The following is an 18,850-nucleotide window of genomic DNA, read 5'->3' as shown; positions in this document are numbered from 1 at the left end:
CCGTGCGAAAGGGAAATTATGTCAGTACTATTGACGTAATTTCCCGGCAATGGTAATTTTTGACAAGCTTTTCGGCGGATTGCGAACGAAAAGGCAAGGGAAAGCCGTTTTTCCGGAACTTCCTGTGTTTGCCAGACCTTATATATCCGCCTACGCTTCGAGATAGCGGCCGCCCGGTGCGGCTGACAAGAAACGCGCAACGATAATGTGCGGGCGGCCGCCCGCGGGAGGTTACCATGGCATCCGTTCCCTTTGACCAAATGGACGGCTTTATCTGGATGAACGGCGAGTTCGTCCAATGGGCCGACGCCAAGATCCACGTGCTGACCCATGGCCTGCACTACGCCAGCGCGGTGTTCGAGGGCGAACGCGCCTATGGCGGCGAGATTTTCAAGCTGACCGATCACAGCGAGCGCCTGCACGAATCGGCACGCCTGCTCGGCTTCAAGATTCCCTATTCGGTTGCCGAGATCGACGACGCCTGCCGCACGCTGTTGAAGAAGCAGGGTTTTCAGGATGCCTATGTCCGGCCGATCGCCTGGCGTGGCAGCGAACAGATGGGCGTCTCGGCGCAAAACAGCCGGATCAACTGCGCCATCGCCATCTGGCAGTGGCCCAGCTATTTCGATCCGGCACAGAAGCTGAAGGGCATCCGCCTCGATCTGGCCGAATGGCGCCGCCCCGATCCGCGCACCGCGCCGTCGAAATCGAAGGCCGCCGGCCTCTACATGATCTGCACCATGTCCAAGCATGCCGCCGAAGCCAAAGGCTATGCCGACGCCATGATGCTCGACTGGCGCGGCCAGGTTGCGGAAGCAACCGGCGCCAACATCTTCTTCGTCAAGGACGGCAAGATCCACACCCCCACTCCTGATTGCTTCCTCGACGGCATCACCCGCCGTACAGTCATTGGTCTTGCCAAGGATCGCGGCTTCGAGGTGATCGAGCGCACCATCATGCCGGAAGAACTCGAAGGCTTCCAGCAGTGCTTCCTCACCGGAACGGCGGCCGAGGTGACGCCCGTTTCAGAGATCGGTCCATACCGATTCGAGGTGGGCGAAATCGCCAAGACTCTGATGAACGACTATTCTGCAGCCGTTCAACCCAAGCATGCGATTGCCGCAGAATAACGAAAGTCACAACTTTTTTAACAAGTAGGGGCGGTTTTCGGACTGCCCCTTTTATTTAAGCACCTCGGCATTTGACTTTCGTCCAGTTCGGCGTCTCATGATGCTGTCGGCCCGGGAGGCTGGCAGCTATGGAGGGACTGGCAATATGGACATGAACACGCTTCTTCAGATCATTGTTCAGGTGATTATGGGTGTCATTGGTGGCCAGGCGGTGGGCGCCGCGCTCAAGACAGCGGCAATGGGGCAGCTTACCAAAATCCTCGGCGGCGCCCTTGGCGGCGTCGGCGGTGCGGCCATCCTCGGCAGCCTGCTCGGCGGCGGCACGATCGATCCGGCTGCAGCCGCAGCAGCAACGGGCGGATTGGGCAGCGCGCTGAATGTGCAGAACATCCTCGGCGGTGCCGGTGGTGGCGCCATTCTGACGGCCATCATCGGCGCGGTCATGAACGCGACGAAGAAGTAAGCCTAAAGCGCGTCGCGTTCGACCGACCTCACGCGATGCGCTTTAGGTTGTTGTTCATGCATGTCGCCACCGCATCCGGCTGTCGCGACAACGCAAAAATGAAACGGGCGGCCGAAGCCGCCCACGCAAAAGCCCGAAACCGCTAATGCATGTCGCGCAAAAGTGTGCAGCGGTTTTGCGATAACGGACGACGTTCGCGTGTGTCTCTAAATCAGAAGCGACACAGCGAAAGGACGATCATGGGTCAGCTCAACGCCGGCATTGTGCCGGTCACGGCCTTCCAGCAAAACTGCACCATCCTCTTCGACATGGACGACAGGCAAGGCGTCGTCGTCGATCCCGGCGGCGACATCGACAAGGTGCTGACAGTGCTCAAGGACAATGCGATCAACGCCGGCGCGATCTGGATCACGCATGGTCACATCGACCACGCCGGCGGCGCCATGGAGCTGAAGGACGCGCTCGGCATCGAGATCATCGGCCCGCATGAGGCCGACCGTCCGTTGCTTGCCAATCTCGAGAAGCAGGCGAAACACTACGGCATCACCGATCCGGTGCGCAACTGCGTGCCCGACCGCTTTCTCGGCGAAGGCGATACCGTCTCGTTCGGCCAGCACGCGTTCGAAGTCTTTCATTGCCCGGGCCACGCGCCCGGCCATGTCGTCTTCTACAATCGTGCTGCGAAGTTCGCCCATGTTGGCGACGTGTTGTTCCGCGGCTCGGTCGGGCGCACCGATCTGCCGGGCGGCGACCACGCCGCGCTGATCGCCTCGATCAAGGACAAGCTTCTGCCGCTCGGCGACGACATCGGCTTCATCTGCGGCCATGGTCCCGGCGGCCGCTTCGGCGAGGAGCGCCGGAGCAACCCCTTCCTGATTTAAACGCGTCGTGGCTGCGGAGCCTCACGCGGCGCGCGTCGGTCTCTCCTTTCCTTATGACGCCGAAAAAAAAGCGCTGTCCTTGCGGACAGCGCTTTTTTGGGGGGGCAGGGAAGCCTCAGTTCGCGGTGCAGAAATGCTGTTCGCCGTCATAGCCGGTGAACGTGCCGGTGCGGCCGTTGAAAGAGCGATAGCGATCCGAACAATATTCATACCAGCCACGGGTCCATGGCTCGGCATAGCCGTCATTGTAGGCGACCCGCGGTTCCGCGTAGTAGCGGCGCACCGGGGCGGACCGCCGTGGATAACGATCATAATCGTCATAACCGGGGTCGTAATAGCTGGGCTGCGGGTTGTTGAGCGCACCAACGATCAGGGCGCCGGCCGCGAGGCCAAGGACACCTGCCGCGATCGCATCGCCATTGCCACGATGGTGGTGCCGGTGGCGCCAGTCACCAGCGCTGGCCGCCGACAAGGTCGCGAGCGTGGTTGCAACGATCGCGGCGGACAGGACGGCGGTCTTGAGAATTCGGTTCATCTCGGTCTCCTTCATGCCGGCCCGGGTAATCTGCGGCCCGGGTAATCTGTGGGTAATCTGGGGGATGCGGTCCGGCTTTACCGAAGATTAATAGGCGACCGTGGCTGAACGGGGGCTGAACGAAATTGGCGGGCTGGGACCAGTCGATTTATCGATCAGGCATGGCGCAAGGCACAAATATTGTACGCTCGACAAGGAGCGGAGCTGCGCCAGCGGACCGCCCGACGCTGTCTCGAGCTCGGCTCAGCCGATCGACAGGTTGACGGCTTTCGGACCCTTGCCGCGCTTGTCCGGCTCGGTGTCGAATGTCACCTTCTGCCCATCCTCAAGACCGGGAAGACCCGACGCCTGCACGGCCGAAATATGGACGAAGACATCCTTCGCGCCATCATCCGGCGTGATGAAGCCGAAGCCTTTGGCATGATTGAAGAATTTGACGGTGCCGGTCTGCGGCATGGGAAGCTCCTTTGATCCCATCAAGTCCAGTTTCGGGCCGGCAAATGCCCGAGTAGAAATTTGTCGTTTATTTTAGCGCCATCGGCAAGAGAAAGTTTTGCGAGCAGTGGCTTGCCGCCCTGCCACTAAAAAAGGCGCGACGAAACCGCCGCGCCTTCGAAACTCGGGTCCGGCGCTGAAAGCCGGTTCAAGGCCTTTGGAGCGGCCTCGGGCTCATTCCTGGCACCTCCGGCTTCGCACGTCCCCTAGGGCACGTCCGGGCGGACATGCGCGCCGACGGTTCAGTCCGCGCGGAGATTGACCGCCTTCGGCCCCTTGCCCATGCGGTCGGGCTCGACATCGAACGTGACCTTCTGGCCATCGACGAGCGTGCGCAGGCCCGAAGCCTCGATCGCCGAGATGTGGACGAACACGTCCTTGGCGCCGTCGTCTGGCGTGATAAAGCCGAAGCCTTTGGTAGCGTTGAAGAATTTAACGGTGCCGGTCTGGGCCATTGGGGAAACTCCTTCACCCGTGTCAGTCTTTGTGGTTTGCCCGCCGCCTGACGCCGTGGGCAAGTCCCGGTGGTTGCTTCGGCAGTCATGCATTGGCGCATGGTTAGAACCCCCGCCGAAAAACGGGGCCGTCAGAGATTCACAGTATCGGGGAAAGGTCGTCCAAAACGTTCCGCTCTCCGGGTCGCAAATGCCCGAACACAAAATTTATCGCACGGAAACGCGATGGTTGCAAGGTAGCGCCAACGGCCGCTCATGGGCGCCTTCGCACACATGGCATCGACAAAGCGGGGTGCTCGCCCGGTGGTCATCGGCCATAGCCCGGCCACGCATGGTCCAGCCTGCTGGGAGCCTGCAAACAGGGGTTGCATTCGGCGGGTGGAATGGCGAGGATCGGCTTGGCGTGTAGGCGCATTTTGCTTTTGCGCATGCCGTTGTCCCAAACCGCTTCGCACCCTCGGGTCAGAGCCCCGTGGGCATGCTTTTGGGTGACATGCATTCGAGCGGGGGCTAGAGGGAGGTCTGGTGATGAAATTTCCTGCGGCAATCTTCTCGCGACAGGGTTTTGCCATCCTGTTGCTGTCGGCAGTTCTTGCAGCCTGTACCGCGGTGGTGGTGGAGGAGGACGGACCGGGCTACCGCCCGCCTCGGCCCGAGCCGCAATATTGCACCAGACAATATGATCCGGTCTGCGCGCGGCGCGGTGGCGACCGCCAGACCTTCGCCAATGCCTGCCTTGCCGAGCGGGCCGGATATCGCATCATCAGCGACGGCCAGTGCCGCGACGGTGGCGGTGATGGAGAGCAGACATTCTGCACGCGCGAATACCGCCCGGTCTGCGCCCGCCGCGGCAGCGCGTTGCGCACCTTCCCCAACGCCTGCGAGGCTCGCGCCGCCGACTATCGCATCGTCGACGACGGTCCCTGCTGAGAGGCTGGTTTCCTCCCCGTCTCCGGGCGGGGAGGCTCATCCATCAACTGGGCGCAGCCGCGCGAGGGCAGCTGGCGGCTCTTGCTTCTACGTCGGCGGCCTGGCCTTGCGGCAATAGGCGATGAACTCGGCCGCGGGCATAGGTTTGGCAAACAACCAACCCTGACCATAGTCGACGTCGCGTTCCATCAGGTAGTCGACCTGTGCCTGCGTCTCCACGCCCTCGGCAATGATCTTCAGCTTCAGCGTCTTGGCCATGTCGATGATATGCGGCGTGACGGAACTGGTGGCGGAATCCGTAGCGATCGTGTCGATGAACGACTTATCGATCTTCAGCGCATCGAGCGGCAGGCCCTCGAAATGGGACAGGCTCGAATAACCTGTGCCGAAGTCGTCGATTGCGACCGCATGGCCAAGCTCGCGGGCGCGAATGACGGTCGAACGCGCTGAATCGACGTCGACGAAACCGCGCTCCGTCGCCTCCAGCCAGATCTGCCGAGGCTGAATTCCGGTGTGCTGCAGGGCCTTTTCGATGACCGGAAGGACCCTTGCCGTTCTGACGTCGGCCGGGCTGAGATTGATCGCGATGTGGAGCGAACGATTGGCGACAAGAAGTTTTTTCAGGTCCAAAACAACAAGGGCGATGATCTGGTCGGTGATTGCCGCGATCAGGCCGCTCTCTTCGGCCAGCGGGACGAAGAGATCGGGCCGGACCAGCGTGCCGTCGGGTCGTCTCCAGCGCACCAGCGCTTCGGCACCCACGCAATTGCCTGTCCTGAGCGCGACGATCGGCTGATAGTGGACGATAACTCGTGCTTGCGCACGGCAATCTGCAATTATCCAAGCGGCGACAGCCGCCGTCGTGACAGCCAGACAACCATGCCGATGATGAAAGCGGCGATGAAAGCGCCGAGGGGAAGCAACAGCAATTGCCGCCTGCGCACGCTGTCGACAATCTGGCTTTCCGGTTCGGTGGCGACGGCGATCCAGTCCGTCCCGCGCACCGCGGCAAACAGATGACCGTCATCCAGGCCTTTGCCAGGGTCGGCGATGATCTTGCCGATGCGGGCAGGATCAGGCCCGTTCAGCGCGCTGAGCAGGACGCCCGTGTTTGTCGCCAGGGCAAGCTGAACGTCGGGATCGACGACGATGTCGACAAAGCGCAGGGGGTCGATAAGGACATTATGGCGCTTGTACTGCAGGGCCATCAGCGGATGGTCCAGGTTGGCCAGGGGCCGTATCCGGGCAGTGACGGCAACGCCGTCTGCAGCGGTGAAATCCGGTGCGGCTTGCGTAACGCGTCCCTCGGTCGGTCCCCAGGATGTGCATTTGAGCAGGCCGTTTTCGAAATAGCCCATTCTTCGATCGAGCGCGTGTTGATGGTGAGCCGCCGCATGCGGGCAATGTGGTCCACCGAACAGCGGTCGCCGGTGAACCGGTCGATCTCCCGCAACGCGCCGGCTGCATCCATGAGGGATATGCTGGCCCTGGCGATCGCGCGGTTGGCGAACAGCTCCAGCCGCTCGTGTTCTTCTTGAACCGCCAGGACCCATGAAAAGTGGAACATCGCCGCGATGGGTACTATCGCACCGAGCAGGGCCAGCACCACCGCAGTCACGATGATGCGCGACCTGTCCATGTGCGCCTCCCTGCATTCGGCTGCGAGCGACGATTTCGCGCGCGGCCCGCCAGGCAGCCAACTGTGATCGGGCCCGGTTCCAGCGGACCTTATAGGGCTTCGAAATTACATGATCTATAATCCGGCCCGCGATGGCTGGATGAATGCAGGGCTGCTCATCCGTCCGCCGCTAGCCCTTGGACTTCGGTTTCAAACCGGCTTCCGCCTGCTTGACAGCCGAGCCGAAGGGCGAGGCCGGCTTTGCTGCCGTCTTGTCCTTCTTGGGCTTGCGTGTCTCGCGGTTGCTGCGCTGTTGACCCTTGGCCATTTCCTGGTCCCTCGTGATTGATGAACATGGTGGCGACGGTTGATGGGCGGCTAGCCGTTTGGATCGTCGGCCACTTCGAGATTGTCTTCCGTGGTGACCCGCTCATGGGTCTCCTCGTTGCTGCGGATGCGGTATTGCGGCGAGCCGTCCTTGACCGGCAGCCTGCTTTTGATCTGGAACAGCTCGGCGGTCTTCTGAACAAGGCCGGTGCGGCTCTTCATGCGAACGGTCTGGCCGATCGCGAAAAGATGCGCAGGCGTGTCGGTGCGCGGGCGCGCGTTCTGCTGGAAGCGGATCATGCGGCATTCTCCTGGTCGCGCCTCAGCGCGGTTTCGAGTTCGGCGAAATCGATGGCGACCAATTGGCTGGTCTGGCTTTTCACCGTCCTTGCCGGCAGGTGGATGAAAGTGGCGACACGGCGCCAGGCAAGCCACGAGATGCCATCGACAAGCTCCTCATCGTGGTCGATGTCGTAGTCGCCGGCCGGCAATTGTCCTTCCAGGCCGCCAATCATGAAGGGTGCCTCGAAATGCGCGATGGAATGGGTAGTTCGGCCAGACATTCTCGTGCCTCGAAGTGTCGTCTTGGATCCGATAGGGTGGTGCCCGCTTCGCGGCACCGGGACCTAAGATCGTGGGTCCCTGTTCGGCAATTTGGGTATCGGCGATCTGGAATGAGTTTGGCGGGTCGAGAACTTCTGACGCCGCGAGATGCCAAGCTTGGCCCAAAAAACGATCTCAATTCATTAATCCAAAATTGCGGTTTATTCAAGAAGATTCCCGCCTGGAGCCGATCTTGGCGTAAAATTACTTTTCTAGGGCTATTTGTAAAATGGTGATACGATCCGGACTCTTCACAAGAATTGTTTGAGATTGTGCCGGAAAACTTCATCCTGGCATAGATTTTTATTTATATTTGAAAGGAAAATCCATGGTTTCCGTGAAAACGCCTGATGGCTCGACCGTAACAATCAAGCCGATCATCAAGCCCACAAAAGTCATGTCGGCGCGACTGACGATAAGAAGTGATGAGGCAGCGAGGCGCAGGATTGCCGACACCGACGGCACGCTGCGGCGGGCCAGACAGGTTGCGGAGACCAACCGCCTGATCTGACATGGCCGGCCCATGAACCCAGGATTTCCGGTAAGCTGGCCTGCGAACCCTTGAACCTGCCGCGCCGATGGCCTAGATCGCGGCAGGCGGACAAAACACGGCAGGTTTCCCATCAACAGAGATCCGAGAAGACCGGCAGGCGCGGGCGGCAAATTCGGCTCAGGCGGACAGCCCCCTCTTGGGCTTGACCAGCGCGTGCAGCAGGCACTGCAATTGCATCAGGCGGGGCGCCGGCAGGAAGCCGAGATGCTCTACCGGCAGGTGCTGGCGCAAAAGGCCAATCATGCGGCGGCAGCACATTTCCTCGGTTTGCTGCTGCACCAGACCGGGCGCAGCGCCGAAGGACTTGGTCTCCTCGAACAGTCGGTGCGCCTGCAACCCAAGAATCCAGATTTCCTCAACAATCTCGGCACGGTGATGCGCGACCTCGGCCGTGTCGGTGCAGCCGTCGATTTCTTCCGTGGCGCGGTGGCAATCCGGCCGGAGCAACTCGCGGCGCGCGACAATCTCGGCTCCTCGCTGAAGCAACTCGGCCAGTTCGAGGGCGCGGAGGAGATCTATCGCGGCACCATCGGCCGCAACCCGTTCCATGTCCGCGCCCGCATCGGGCTTGCCGAAACGCTGCAGGAGGCTGGGCGGCTCGACGAGGCGCTCGCCGTCTTCCGCGAAGCATTGGCAATTCGGCCGAAGGACGCCGACCTGCTGCACGGTCTGGGCGTCGGGCTGATGGAGAACGGCAGCCTCGCAGAGGCAGCGGAGCATTTCCGGCAGGCGCTGGTGGTCGATCCCGGCATGGCCAGGGCCTGGCTGATGCTCACCCAGGTCAAGCGGCAGCAGGAGCGCGACGCCGAGCTTGCCGGGATGGAGGCGCAGCACGCCAAGGCGCCGGAAGGCAGCCTGGCGCGCATGCAGCTTTCGTTCGGCCTCGGCAAGGCCAATGACGATCTGAAGGATTATGGCCGTGCCTTCGATTATTTCGCCGAAGGCAATGCCATCCGCCGCATGGGCATCGACTATGATGCGGGCAAGACACGCGCCGAATTCGAAACGATGAAGGCGGTGTTCGACAAGGCCTTCTTCGACAAGCACAGACCGAGCGGGATTGCCGACGACACGCCGATCTTCGTCGTCGGCATGCCGCGCTCCGGCACCACGCTGGTCGAGCAGATCATCGCCAGCCATCCGCAGGTCTATGGCGCGGGCGAGCTCGGCATATTGAAGACGGCGGTGGGAAAACAGTTTCCGCCTGGTATGAAGGGCGGTTTCCCCAGCGGGATCGCTGACCTGCCCGACAAAGCCTTTGCCGAGGCAGGCCAGGCCTATCTGGACCTGCTGCACGCCCGCTATCCGGGTTTCCGGCATGTCACCGACAAGATGCCCGGCAATTTCCTTTTGGTCGGCTTCATTCATCTGATGCTGCCCAAGGCCAAGATCATCCATTGCGCCCGCGACGCGGCGGCGACCTGCCTGTCGATCTACAAGGTGCATTTCCGCGGCGACAGCCACCGCTACGGCTACGACCTCGGCGAGCTTGCCGATTTCCACAATCTCTACACCGACATCATGGCGCATTGGCGCACCGTTCTGCCTGATGTCGTGCATGATGTGCGCTATGAGGATTTCGTCGCCGACCAGGAAGGGCAGACGCGGGCGCTGATCGCCTATCTCGGCCTGCCATGGGACGATGCAGTGCTGTCGTTCCACGAGACCGATCGGCCGGTCCGCACGGCGTCGGCGGCGCAGGTGCGCCAGCCGATGTACCAGGGCTCGGTCGATCTGTGGAAGCGCTATGGCGACCGGCTCAAGCCGCTGCTCGACCGGCTGGCGTAATGCGGGCCTACAACTCAATGAAGGGCTGAAAGCCGCCGAAGATCATGCGCTTGCCGTCGAACGGCATCGCCGACCAGTCGGACTTCAGCCGCTCATCGGCCATGACCTTGGCCATCACCGCATCGCGGCTCTGCCGCGATTCATAGACGACCCACGAGAAGACGACGATCTCGTCGTCCTTGGCCTGCACGGCGCGCGGGAACGAGGTCATTTCGCCATAGGGCAGGTCGTCGCCAATGCACTCGACATAGGCGAGCGCGCCATGCTCCATCCAGACGGTGCCGCCCAGCTGCGCCATTTTCTTGTAGGCATCGAGATTCGCCTTGGGTACGGCGAGAACGAAACCATCAACATAGGACATTGTGGGTTCTCCTTGTTGGATTTTCCTTCTCCCACAAGGGGAGAAGGAAGAAACGGTGGCGCTACGCCGCCTTTACTGGCGCGTTCATCGCCCACTCCACGCCGAAGGGATCAGTCAACTGACCCCAGCGATCGCCCCAGAACATCACCTGCAGCGGCGTGCCGACCTTGCAACCGGCATCGATGGCGCGCTGCCACCAGGCGTCGATGTCGTCGCTGCCGAGATGCAGCTGCATGGTGAAGCCCTGCGGCTTCACCGGGGCCATTCCGTGCTCGGGATAGAAGTCGGAAATCATCAAGGTCGAACCGTTGATGTGGAGATGGATGTGCATCGTCCGGCCCTGCTCGTCCGGCGGGTAGAAGAACACCTGCTCGGCGCCGAACGCCTTCTGATAGAATTCCGAAGCCTTGAAGGCGCCGTCCAGTTGAAGGTAGGGCGTCAATCCGCCGAGGACTTTCGCTTTAGGCTGGGTTTGGGGCTGGTCGTTCATCTTTTTGCTCCTCTCTGCGTTTGGTTTGACCTTGCGGACCACAGGACGAATGAAGCGGCGGCGATCCTACACGTCAGATGCATTTCTTTAATGCCGGAACCAGATGCGCCGGGCCGCCGGCGGTTGGAGTGACCCTGGGCGACGCGCAAGGCTGATGACGGCGCCGCTGCGGCCGGTTGGTCTCTTATCATCTTGCCTCGGACAGGGAGATTGCAATCCGACGGCTGTTTTGCGCGTCGACGACGATCTCCGGCCAGCCGATGTCCTTGCGCAGTTCGATCGGCAATGAAAGCAGGGCGCGCTCGCTGCGGTAACGGGCGCGAGCCGCCGAGTAACGGGTCGCGATGCGACCGACGGACGACAGAATGGACATGATGCTCTCTCCTCGATTGGCGCCGGCATCACCGTGTCGGCATCCCAAGGACGTCGCGCGCGGCCATGATCCGACAGAGCGTCGGATTTTTTTGCCGCAAAGCTTCAACCGCCCGCTTCTGCCACCGATCGGAAGAAGTCTTCCGGGCTGTCGATCTCGGCCAGCCGCCGCTTCTCGATCAGCCAGAAACGGTTGCCGATCGCCCTGATGAAGCAGCGGTCGTGCGATGCCAGCACGCAGCTCGCCTGATGGGCGAGCAATTCCGCCTCCAGCGCCTCCTGGCCGTCGATGTCGAGATGGTTGGTCGGCTCGTCGAGCAGGTAGAAATTGGGATTGGCGAGCCTAAGCGCCAGCATCATCAGCCGCGCCTTCTGCCCGCCCGACAGCACGCCTATCCTGCGCTCCTGCATGTCGATGCCGACGCCCGCACCCGCGAGCAGCGAGCGGGCGCGCTGCTCGCCGACATCGAATCTGCGCGAGAGCATCGCCAGCGGCGTGTCTTCGCCGTTGAGGCCCGACAATGCCTGGTCGCTGTAGCCGAGCACGGTCGACGGCGTCACCTTCACGCCTTGTGTTGCCGTCTCTGGCTCGACGACGGCATTTCTGATCAGGCTGATCAGCCGCGACTTGCCGACGCCGTTGCGGCCGAGCAGCACGATGCGGTCGCCTTGGCAGATGTGGCGCTTGCCGGTCCTGAACAGCAGCGTGCCGTCAGGCGTTGCGACCGCCACGTCGTCGAGCGTGATCAGCACCTTGGCATGGGTGCCGCGATTGGCGAGCTTTATCGCGCCCGCCGATTTTTCGCGGTGCGCCGGTGCTGCGACCTCTTCGAGGCGCTGGGCGCGCTGGTTGAGCTGCTTGGTCTTGACCGTCAGCAGGTCGCTGCCCGAATTGATGCCGATGTTGTTGAGCTTGGCCGCCTGCCGGCGCAATTGCTGCGCCACCTTCATGTCGCGCTGGAACTTGCGCTCGGTCGAGGCGTCGACTTCGCTCAACGCATCGCGTGCCCTGGAATAGGGCAGCGAGAATACCGGCGACTGTTCGGGGCGCAGGAACAGCGTCCGGTTGGTCGTCGCGTCGAGGAACGCCCGGTCGTGGCTGGCGATCACCACCGGCACCTCGCGCGGCAGTGCGTTCAGCCAGGTTTCCAGCTGGCTGATCTTGGCGAGGTCGAGATGGTTGGTCGGCTCGTCGAGAAGCAGGACATCGGGATCGGTGACCCAGACGCGGGCGATCAGCGCCAGTCTTTGCCAGCCGCCGCTCAAGGCCCGCATCGGCCGCTCGCGCATCGGCTGCGGCACGTCGAGTGAATCGAGAACGACATCGACGCGCCATTGCTCGCTTTCGGCCTGCTCGGCCGGCAAGGCGTCGGCCACCACCTGCTGAAAGCCGTGCTCGGCCAATGCTGCGGGAATGGCTTGCTCGACATAGCCGACGCGCAGGCCGCGCGTGCGGGTGATGTCGCCGGACGTCGGCTCCATCTCGCCGGTCAGGCACTTCAGCAAGGTGGACTTGCCGCGGCCATTGGCGGCGACGATGCCGAGCCGGTCGCCGGTGCCGATGCTGAGATCGAGGTTGGAGAAGAGCGGCGCACTCATGGTGACGCCGAGGGACTTGAGGCTGATCAGGGCCATGTTGGTTTCTCTGGTCTGCCCGGAATGAATTCCGGTTCGATGCACTTCGACGGTGCGCAGGCAGGCCAGCAGGCTCGGCGTTGCAGCACCACGAAGGGCAGACCAAGAAAATCGAAGCGGGAGAAACCCGGACCGTCTCTGGTCAGCCCTGCAAGCAAGCTCGCAGGGCAGGGGCAGGGCCGCGCTGACGGTGGTGGTCGATATGCACGCAGCCCTCCTTTCAAGACGTTCGAGTTGTAGAACTGGCTACACCAAGGGAGGGGCCGATGGCAAGGGCGGGCGCATCCCTTCTCCCCTTGTGGGAGAAGGTGGATCGGCGCGCAGCGCCGAGACGGTTGAGGGGTGCTGGACGGAGCACCGCTTTTGCCAAGCTGGAACACCCCTCATCCGACCGAGCTTCGCTCGGCCACCATCTCCCACAAGGGGAGAAGGGAAGTTCGCTACCGTCCCGGCCTGCCCGTCTTACCCGGCCGGCGCTTTTCACGGCGGGCATCGGCTGGATCTTCGTAGGAGCCGATGCCGGCGCGCTGGCGGATAACTGGTTTGGCCGAATCGTCGCGTTCCTCCGCGCCCGTTTGGCGGGAGATCGGCTGTGGCTTGGCCGGCACTTTGCCCTCAACAGGCTTTTCAGTCCGTCGCACCGTCATTTCATCGAGCGAGTTCTTCTTGAACAGCGGCTTGGTCGGCTCGCCGGGGATGCCGAAATCGGAGCCGTGCGCCTCCTCGGCCGACTGTTTCTTGAACAGCGAGCGTGACACCGCCCCGGCGGGTGTCGGCATGTCGGTGCCCGGACCCATCGCATCGAGCGAAGGCTTGGCGAATAGCGGCTTCTTGACCGGCACGGCCCCGTCGGCGCCCATCTCGTCGAGCGCGGGCTTGCGGAACAGCCCCTTGCCGTCGTCATCCACCGTGCGGTGGATGGCGCGGCCCTTGTTGTGCTTGCCCTTTTCGCGGCCCGAAACCGGGCTTTCCATGTCGGCATATTTGGCCAGTGGATCGTCGGAGATGGACAGTTCCATCTCGCGCAGCCGCTTGATCTCGTCGCGGATGCGGGCTGCCTTCTCGAAATCGAGATTGGCGGCTGCGTCGCGCATCTGCTTGTCCATCGCGTCGAGATGGGCTTTCAGATTGTTGCCCATCATCGCGCCGGCGCTGTCGGTGAACTGCGAGATGTCGGCGCGGACGTGGTCCTTCTCGTAGACCGAGTCCAGGATGTCGGAGATGCGCGACTTGACCGATTCCGGGGTGATGCCGTTGGCCGCGTTCCACTCCATCTGCTTTTCGCGGCGGCGGTTGGTCTCGGCCATCGCCCGCTCCATCGAGCCGGTGATCTGGTCGGCGTAGAGGATGACCTTGCCGTCGACGTTTCGGGCGGCGCGGCCGATGGTCTGGATCAGCGAGGTTTCGGAGCGCAAAAAACCCTCCTTGTCGGCATCGAGGATGGCGACGAAGCCGCATTCGGGAATGTCGAGGCCTTCGCGCAAAAGGTTGATGCCGACCAGCACGTCGAAGGCGCCGAGGCGCAGATCGCGCAGGATCTCGATGCGCTCCAGCGTGTCGATGTCGGAGTGCATGTAGCGGACGCGAATGCCCTGCTCGTGCAGATATTCGGTCAGGTCCTCGGCCATGCGCTTGGTCAGCACGGTGACCAGCGTGCGGTAGCCGGCTTTTGTCGTTTCGCGGATTTCGCCGACGACGTCGTCGACCTGGGTCTTGGCCGGGCGCACCTCGACCGGCGGATCGATCAGGCCGGTCGGGCGGATGACCTGCTCGGCAAAGACGCCGCCGGACTGCTCCATCTCCCAGGCGCCGGGCGTCGCCGAAACCGCGACCGAAAGCGGGCGCATCGCGTCCCATTCCTCGAAACGCAACGGCCGGTTGTCCATGCAGGACGGCAGACGGAAACCGTACTCGGCCAGCGTCGCCTTGCGGCGAAAGTCGCCGCGATACATGCCGCCGATCTGCGGGATGGTGACGTGGCTTTCGTCGATGAAGACCAGCGCATTGTCGGGGATGTACTCAAACAGGGTCGGTGGCGGATCGCCCGGCTGGCGGCCGGTGAGATAGCGCGAATAGTTCTCGATGCCGGCGCAGGAGCCGGTGGCTTCCAGCATCTCGAGGTCGAAGCGGCTGCGCTGCTCCAGCCGCTGCGCCTCGAGCAGGCGTCCGGCGCGCTCGAGTTCGACCAGCCGCTGCTTGAGCTCTTCCTTGATCGACTTGATAGCCTGATTCAAGGTCGGGCGCGGCGTCACATAGTGCGAATTGGCGTAGATCTTGACGCTCTTCAATTCGCCGGTCTTCTGGCCGGTCAGCGGGTCGAATTCGGTGATCGCCTCGATCTCGTCGCCGAACAGCGAAATACGCCAGGCGCGGTCCTCAAGGTGGGCCGGAAAAATCTCGATCGTGTCGCCGCGCACGCGGAACGAGCCGCGGACAAAGTTGATGTCCTGCCGCTTGTATTGCTGGGCGACGAGATCGGCGAGCAGCGCGCGCTGGTCGAGCCGGTCGCCGATCTGCATCTGGAAGGTCATCGCCGTGTAGGTCTCGACCGAGCCGATACCGTAGATGCAGGACACCGAGGCGACGATGATGACGTCGTCGCGCTCCAGCAGCGAGCGCGTCGCCGAATGGCGCATGCGATCGATCTGTTCGTTGATCGAGGATTCCTTTTCGATGAAGGTATCCGTCCGGGGCACATAGGCTTCCGGCTGGTAGTAGTCGTAATAGGAGACGAAATACTCGACGGCATTCTCCGGGAAGAATTTCTTGAACTCGGAATAAAGCTGCGCGGCCAGCGTCTTGTTGGGGGCGAGGATCAAGGCAGGGCGCTGCGTCTCCTCGATCACCTTGGCCATGGTAAAGGTTTTTCCCGAGCCGGTGACGCCGAGCAGCACCTGGGTGCGGTCGTTGTCGTTGACGCCCTCGACAAGGTCCTTGATCGCCGTCGGCTGGTCGCCGGCCGGCTCGAAATCCGACACCATCTTGATGGCAATGCCGCCTTCGGATTTTTCGGGCCGGGCTGGGCGATGCGGCGTCCACAGCACGCCGTCCTTGTGCAGCGGGTTGCCGGACTCGATCAGCGCCGACAGCGCCGCCACGGTGGCGGTGACGCCGCCGGAGGCCATGGTCTCGGCTTCCTCCAGCGAAACATCGAGGCCGGCAACCGGATTGAGGCCGGCCGCGGTTCGCTCCCGCGCCGAAGCCGCGCCGCCCATGGAGGTGCCGCGCGCCGTGCGGCCAGGGGAAGAGGAGCGTTCAGGGATCTTTTTCGCCTTGGCGACTTCCCTTCCCCTTGAGGGGAGGGTGGCGGCGGACCCGCCGGGTGGGGTCGGTGCGGCCGGGCTCGACGTGCCCTCATGTTGAGCGCCTCCTTTGCCGACCCCCTCTGTCGCCTTCGGCGACATCTCCCCCTCGAGGGGGGAGACTTGGCGCCCTTCCTTTTCGGCTTCCTGCTCGATCTGCTCGGCCCAATCGGCGATCGAGCCGGTCAGCGGCGTGCCTGAGAATTCGGTCTGCGGCGCCTCGGCAAAGCCGCCCTTGTGCAATGGCTCCGACGCATCGAGGAAATCGGTCAACGGGCTGCGCCGCTTGGGCGGCGAAGCACGATCGTCACGCGCCGGCGGCGGCGTCTTTTTGTCAGGAAGTTTGGCCATGCCCCGAATATGGGAGGTATCGGCCAAAATGGAAAGAGCGGAGTGGCCAGGGGCGCGAGAGGAAACCAGGCTGCTGACACAAGGGTGTCAGGAGCGATGTCGAACGCGCCCTCAGTTGAACCACAGCGCAAAGGTCAAAAACCCGGCGCCGTCGAACTGGCGCCGGATCTGGTCGAACTCTTCGCTGGTGAGAATCTTTCCGCTGTCGAGATAGGGCGCGATGGCCGGGCCGGTGATCGACAGCATCAGGTCGAAGGGCTTTGGCTCGTCGAAGAAGCGCTTCATGTTGATGCCTTTGTCGGCGAAGCGGAAATGCGGCAGCAAGGTGCGGCCTTCGAGCAGGTCCTCGGCCATATCAAGCGCGGCGTGCCAGGCCTGGACCTGCTCCTCGCCGACCTCCAGGCCGGTGAGCGGGCTGGCGCCTTTCTGTTGCGGGCCGGGCAGCCATTCACGGTCGTTGTCGGTCTCGGCGCGGATCGCCTTCCAGTCTTCGCGGGACAGCCGGATCATTTCCATGAGATGGCGGCGCGCCGCGTGGCGGCGCTCCGGCTCGACCACCGGCCAATTGACCAGATGAACCAGCGAGATGAAGTCGGCGATGCGCCACTCGGCCGACAACATGCCGCCGCTCATGCCGCCGTCCGGCGGCACGAGCGTGTCCTGCAGCGGCAGTTTTGCGCGCGGAAACAGCATGTGGAACGAGCCGTCGAAGGCGTTGCTGAAGTCATGCGCCAGCCAGAAATCCGCCTGCGCCATCAGGAATTCGGCATAGCCCTGCAGCCAGTAGCCATCGGCGCGGTCGAAGCGGAAGGTGAGGGCGGGTGCGGCCGGGTCTGGCGCACCGCCGCCGCGTGACAGGGACGCCATGATCGCGGCGGCACTTTCGTCCGGCGCGATCTGGCCGTCCTCGTTGAGGTCGATGCCGAGACGGGTGAGGTCGACCTCGATGCCGATGTCGGCATCGGCAGGCACGGATCCAAGCGTGGCTGCGGACTTTTCCAGCCGATCGCGGAAGGCGACCAGGATGGCGCGGAAGCCGTCGTAGGTCAGTGGCGCGGGATTGGGATTGTCCGGCACCGGCAGCCGCATCAGCGGCAGCATGAACGATTGCGGGCTTTCGAAACCGTGGCGGTGCAGGCCGCCGGCCAGGATCTCCAGCGCGGTGAAGAACTGGCCGGCGCCGGTGGCGTAGGCCGACCCAGGATCAGTGGGCGCAGCGGCTTCCAGCGCAGCAAGCGTGCTGTCGCGGTCGGCTACGGTTTTTGCCTCGAACAGGGCGGCCGGTTCGGGGGCCGCGGCACCGGCGGAATCAACCGGCAGCAGCAGAAGAAGGGCGGATGCCAGCAGGCTCGAAAATCGCGTCATCTTGGTCTTCCTGTATGCTGTTCGGCGGCAACAATATACGCATCTTGTGTGTTGCGCCTACTGCTGGGCATCTGGCCGCACGATTGCGAACGGAGGCGCTTCGCTATATCGGGCGCATCGTCTACCGTGGCCGTTCATCCCGGTGCAGGGCTGCGCGTGTCGAACTATCCGCTTTCCTACAAACTGTCCTGGCTGCCACGCTTCTTGAAGCCTTCGCTCAGCGGCGATCGCCAAGGCTTTGCGCCAGCGGCAGGAAACATGATCGAGCCGCCACCGGCGCGGACGGTGCGGCTCGCCTTTGTCGGCGATATCTCGGCGGTGGCCAATCGCAGCGCGCCGCAGTGCGACCCGGCGATCGCCACGCTGCTCGGCTCCGCCGATCTGGTGATCGGCAATTGCGAAAGCCCTGTGGTGGAGCGACCGAGCGCGGCGATGGGCACGAAGCTTGGCACCCGTCATGCCATGACCGAGCGGTTTCTTGCCGAGGCGCTGGCCGCCGTGGGCATCTCGCGCGATAGGCTGGTGTTGTCGCTCGCCAACAACCATGCGCTCGACCAGGGCGTCGAGGGTTTTGACGAGACCGTGGCAGCGCTGGAACGGCTTGGCATCCGCAGCATCGGTACCGCGGCCGCCGGTCCGGTCGAACGCGTCGCAGTCGGGCCGCTGACAATAGGCTTCGCCGCCTTCACGCTGTGGCGCAACGCCGGCGCGGCGGCGTTCGCCGGCCGAGTGTCGATGCAAGGCGAGCCGGCACGATGGCCGCGCCGCGACGCCGTCGACCTTACCTGCGCCGTGCCACATTGGGATTGGGAGTTCCGGCATTTTCCGCAGGCTGAAACGCGCGTGCTGGCCCGGCGTTTGGCCGCGCAGGGCGTCGGGCTGATCGCTGGCCATCATGCCCATGTCGTGCAGCCGGTGGAGCGGATCGGCAAGGCGCTCGTCGCCTATGGCCTCGGCGATTTCCTCGGCACCGCCTTTGCGCGGCAGCCATGGCCCGGCCGCATTGGTAGCATCCTGACCGTCGATATCAGCGCCGACGCCGGCAAGCGTGGCGCCATTGCCGCCTACCGGCTGCATCCGTTCATGCGGCTGCGCGCCGGCGACCATGAGCGGCTGCTTCCGGTTGAGGCGCTGGAGGACCGAATGCGCAGCAAAGTCGAAGGCCGGTTGACTGCGATTTTTCCGTAGCGCGTAAG

20 protein-coding genes and 1 pseudogene are annotated in these 18,850 nt (G+C 63.1%); 7 read left to right on the top strand and 14 right to left on the bottom strand.

The annotated features are described in order from the left end of the window. Window positions 1-236 precede the first annotated feature (236 nt). The 3 genes from AC0L3O_RS13040 to AC0L3O_RS13030 all read left to right on the top strand — a co-directional run bounded on the left by AC0L3O_RS13040 (window position 237) and on the right by AC0L3O_RS13030 (window position 2,474). Window positions 237-1,130: a branched-chain amino acid aminotransferase gene (locus AC0L3O_RS13040; RefSeq protein ID WP_091598375.1), complete on the top strand. Its 894-nt coding sequence runs from the start codon at window positions 237-239 to the stop codon at window positions 1,128-1,130. A 145-nt stretch (window positions 1,131-1,275) separates the two neighbouring features. Beyond that, on the top strand, window positions 1,276-1,593 hold the full coding sequence (locus tag AC0L3O_RS13035; protein ID WP_027151066.1) for a hypothetical protein: 318 nt from the start codon (window positions 1,276-1,278) through the stop codon (window positions 1,591-1,593). Between the two features lie 239 nt (window positions 1,594-1,832). Then, window positions 1,833-2,474, top strand: coding sequence for an MBL fold metallo-hydrolase (locus AC0L3O_RS13030; protein WP_128177015.1), 642 nt, complete (start codon window positions 1,833-1,835; stop codon window positions 2,472-2,474). A 115-nt stretch (window positions 2,475-2,589) separates the two neighbouring features. Here the strand turns inward: AC0L3O_RS13030 and AC0L3O_RS13025 are convergent, their stop codons facing one another. The 3 genes from AC0L3O_RS13025 to AC0L3O_RS13015 all read right to left on the bottom strand — a co-directional run bounded on the left by AC0L3O_RS13025 (window position 2,590) and on the right by AC0L3O_RS13015 (window position 3,959). After that, a complete protein-coding gene (locus tag AC0L3O_RS13025) occupies window positions 2,590-3,009 on the bottom strand; it encodes a BA14K family protein (protein ID WP_473615759.1) in 420 nt (139 codons plus the stop codon). Between the two features lie 243 nt (window positions 3,010-3,252). Then, the gene (locus AC0L3O_RS13020; RefSeq protein ID WP_006202521.1) at window positions 3,253-3,465 is read right to left on the bottom strand and encodes a cold-shock protein; all 213 of its coding nucleotides are present in this window, start codon (window positions 3,463-3,465) and stop codon (window positions 3,253-3,255) included. 281 nt (window positions 3,466-3,746) lie between these two features. Continuing rightward, window positions 3,747-3,959 carry a cold-shock protein gene (locus tag AC0L3O_RS13015; protein ID WP_023799871.1) on the bottom strand — a complete coding sequence of 71 codons (213 nt, stop codon included), beginning with the start codon at window positions 3,957-3,959 and terminating at the stop codon, window positions 3,747-3,749. A gap of 528 nt (window positions 3,960-4,487) precedes the next feature. On the opposite strand from AC0L3O_RS13015, the gene AC0L3O_RS13010 reads away from it, so the two are divergent. Beyond that, complete coding sequence (locus tag AC0L3O_RS13010; protein ID WP_128177013.1) at window positions 4,488-4,889, top strand: Kazal-type serine protease inhibitor family protein; 402 nt, start codon at window positions 4,488-4,490, stop codon at window positions 4,887-4,889. An 87-nt stretch (window positions 4,890-4,976) separates the two neighbouring features. Here the strand turns inward: AC0L3O_RS13010 and AC0L3O_RS13005 are convergent, their stop codons facing one another. The 5 genes and pseudogenes from AC0L3O_RS13005 to AC0L3O_RS12985 all read right to left on the bottom strand — a co-directional run bounded on the left by AC0L3O_RS13005 (window position 4,977) and on the right by AC0L3O_RS12985 (window position 7,397). Next, complete coding sequence (locus AC0L3O_RS13005; protein WP_473615758.1) at window positions 4,977-5,651, bottom strand: EAL domain-containing protein; 675 nt, start codon at window positions 5,649-5,651, stop codon at window positions 4,977-4,979. A gap of 74 nt (window positions 5,652-5,725) precedes the next feature. Then, a pseudogene (locus tag AC0L3O_RS13000) lies at window positions 5,726-6,360 on the bottom strand (CSS-motif domain-containing protein). 337 nt (window positions 6,361-6,697) lie between these two features. After that, the gene (locus AC0L3O_RS12995; protein ID WP_023799867.1) at window positions 6,698-6,835 is read right to left on the bottom strand and encodes a hypothetical protein; all 138 of its coding nucleotides are present in this window, start codon (window positions 6,833-6,835) and stop codon (window positions 6,698-6,700) included. A 50-nt stretch (window positions 6,836-6,885) separates the two neighbouring features. Continuing rightward, on the bottom strand, window positions 6,886-7,134 hold the full coding sequence (locus AC0L3O_RS12990; protein WP_128169625.1) for a hypothetical protein: 249 nt from the start codon (window positions 7,132-7,134) through the stop codon (window positions 6,886-6,888). Then, window positions 7,131-7,397, bottom strand: a complete 267-nt coding sequence (locus AC0L3O_RS12985; protein ID WP_027151071.1) for a hypothetical protein — start codon at window positions 7,395-7,397, stop codon at window positions 7,131-7,133. Before AC0L3O_RS12985 ends, AC0L3O_RS12990 begins: the two co-directional genes overlap by 4 nt. Before the next feature lie 368 nt (window positions 7,398-7,765). Here AC0L3O_RS12985 and AC0L3O_RS12980 point away from each other — a divergent pair, with 368 nt between their 5' ends. Together AC0L3O_RS12980 and AC0L3O_RS12975 are read left to right on the top strand one after the other, a co-directional pair. Next, a complete protein-coding gene (locus AC0L3O_RS12980) occupies window positions 7,766-7,948 on the top strand; it encodes a hypothetical protein (protein ID WP_027151072.1) in 183 nt (60 codons plus the stop codon). A gap of 195 nt (window positions 7,949-8,143) precedes the next feature. Further along, a complete protein-coding gene (locus tag AC0L3O_RS12975) occupies window positions 8,144-9,778 on the top strand; it encodes a tetratricopeptide repeat-containing sulfotransferase family protein (RefSeq protein ID WP_473475482.1) in 1,635 nt (544 codons plus the stop codon). Window positions 9,779-9,785: 7 nt separating this feature from the next. Here AC0L3O_RS12975 and AC0L3O_RS12970 read toward each other — a convergent pair whose 3' ends face one another. The 6 genes from AC0L3O_RS12970 to AC0L3O_RS12945 form a co-directional block, all read right to left on the bottom strand. Beyond that, window positions 9,786-10,139: a DUF1428 domain-containing protein gene (locus tag AC0L3O_RS12970; RefSeq protein ID WP_473615757.1), complete on the bottom strand. Its 354-nt coding sequence runs from the start codon at window positions 10,137-10,139 to the stop codon at window positions 9,786-9,788. 61 nt (window positions 10,140-10,200) lie between these two features. Further along, the gene (locus tag AC0L3O_RS12965; RefSeq protein ID WP_091598521.1) at window positions 10,201-10,629 is read right to left on the bottom strand and encodes a VOC family protein; all 429 of its coding nucleotides are present in this window, start codon (window positions 10,627-10,629) and stop codon (window positions 10,201-10,203) included. 187 nt (window positions 10,630-10,816) lie between these two features. Further along, complete coding sequence (locus tag AC0L3O_RS12960; protein WP_023799860.1) at window positions 10,817-11,002, bottom strand: hypothetical protein; 186 nt, start codon at window positions 11,000-11,002, stop codon at window positions 10,817-10,819. A gap of 104 nt (window positions 11,003-11,106) precedes the next feature. Continuing rightward, window positions 11,107-12,636 carry an ABC-F family ATP-binding cassette domain-containing protein gene (locus tag AC0L3O_RS12955; protein ID WP_128169623.1) on the bottom strand — a complete coding sequence of 510 codons (1,530 nt, stop codon included), beginning with the start codon at window positions 12,634-12,636 and terminating at the stop codon, window positions 11,107-11,109. A 440-nt stretch (window positions 12,637-13,076) separates the two neighbouring features. Continuing rightward, window positions 13,077-16,289 (bottom strand): excinuclease ABC subunit UvrB, encoded by a 3,213-nt coding sequence (uvrB, locus tag AC0L3O_RS12950; protein WP_473475480.1) that lies wholly within the window; start codon window positions 16,287-16,289, stop codon window positions 13,077-13,079. A 111-nt stretch (window positions 16,290-16,400) separates the two neighbouring features. After that, complete coding sequence (locus tag AC0L3O_RS12945; RefSeq protein ID WP_473535064.1) at window positions 16,401-17,654, bottom strand: hypothetical protein; 1,254 nt, start codon at window positions 17,652-17,654, stop codon at window positions 16,401-16,403. 156 nt (window positions 17,655-17,810) lie between these two features. Between AC0L3O_RS12945 and AC0L3O_RS12940 the strand changes: the two genes are divergently transcribed. Then, window positions 17,811-18,842, top strand: coding sequence for a CapA family protein (locus tag AC0L3O_RS12940; protein ID WP_031255239.1), 1,032 nt, complete (start codon window positions 17,811-17,813; stop codon window positions 18,840-18,842). Window positions 18,843-18,850 lie beyond the last annotated feature (8 nt).

The sequence above is a fragment of the Mesorhizobium sp. WSM4810 genome, assembly GCF_055811235.1.
This window is presented reverse-complemented; position numbering and strand designations above follow the sequence as displayed.